This is a genomic window from Kitasatospora sp. NPDC004723 (genome assembly GCF_040609255.1).
Taxonomy (GTDB): domain Bacteria; phylum Actinomycetota; class Actinomycetes; order Streptomycetales; family Streptomycetaceae; genus Kitasatospora.
On sequence record NZ_JBEXJT010000093.1, the window covers coordinates 3289 to 4683 of the forward strand.

The window sequence follows — 1395 nt, forward strand, 5'->3', positions numbered from 1 at the left end:
GCTGAGACCTGATGCCGAGCCGATTGTGGTGAAGTGGATGATCCTATGCTGTCGAGAAAAGCCTCTAGCGAGTTTCATGGCGGCCCGTACCCCAAACCGACTCAGGTGGTCAGGTAGAGAATACCGAGGCGTTCGGGTGAACTATGGTTAAGGAACTCGGCAAAATGCCCCCGTAACTTCGGGAGAAGGGGGGCCATTCCTGGTGACGGCACTTGCTGTCTGAGCTGGGGGTGGCCGCAGAGACCAGCGAGAAGCGACTGTTTACTAAAAACACAGGTCCGTGCGAAGCCGTAAGGCGATGTATACGGACTGACGCCTGCCCGGTGCTGGAACGTTAAGGGGACCGGTTAGCTCCATTTCGGTGGGGCGAAGCTGAGAACTTAAGCGCCAGTAAACGGCGGTGGTAACTATAACCATCCTAAGGTAGCGAAATTCCTTGTCGGGTAAGTTCCGACCTGCACGAATGGCGTAACGACTTCTCGACTGTCTCAACCATAGGCCCGGTGAAATTGCATTACGAGTAAAGATGCTCGTTTCGCGCAGCAGGACGGAAAGACCCCGGGACCTTTACTATAGCTTGATATTGGTGTTCGGTTCGGCTTGTGTAGGATAGGTGGGAGACTTTGAAGCCGTGACGCCAGTCATGGTGGAGTCGTCGTTGAAATACCACTCTGGTCGTGCTGGATGTCTAACCTGGGTCCGTGATCCGGATCAGGGACAGTGTCTGGTGGGTAGTTTAACTGGGGCGGTTGCCTCCTAAAGGGTAACGGAGGCGCCCAAAGGTTCCCTCAGCCTGGTTGGCAATCAGGTGTTGAGTGTAAGTGCACAAGGGAGCTTGACTGTGAGACTGACGGGTCGAGCAGGTACGAAAGTAGGGACTAGTGATCCGGCGGTGGCTTGTGGAAGCGCCGTCGCTCAACGGATAAAAGGTACCCCGGGGATAACAGGCTGATCTTCCCCAAGAGTCCATATCGACGGGATGGTTTGGCACCTCGATGTCGGCTCGTCGCATCCTGGGGCTGGAGTAGGTCCCAAGGGTTGGGCTGTTCGCCCATTAAAGCGGTACGCGAGCTGGGTTTAGAACGTCGTGAGACAGTTCGGTCCCTATCCGCTGTGCGCGTAGGAGTGTTGAGAAGGGCTGTCCCTAGTACGAGAGGACCGGGACGGACGAACCTCTGGTGTGCCAGTTGTTCTGCCAAGGGCATGGCTGGTTGGCTACGTTCGGGAGGGATAACCGCTGAAAGCATCTAAGCGGGAAGCCTGCTTCGAGATGAGCACTCCCACCTCCTTGAGAGGGTAAGGCTCCCAGTAGACGACTGGGTTGATAGGCCGGATATGGAAGCCCTGTGAGGGGTGGAGTTGACCGGTACTAATAGGCCGAGGGCTTGTCCTCAG

General features: G+C 56.3%; 1 rRNA gene (only partly in view). It reads left to right on the forward strand.

Annotation, left to right across the window (positions count from 1 at the left end):
- Positions 1-1393 (forward strand): 23S ribosomal RNA (locus ABZW10_RS38560); it begins 1795 nt to the left of the window's first position.
- The last annotated feature ends 2 nt before the right edge of the window (positions 1394-1395 follow it).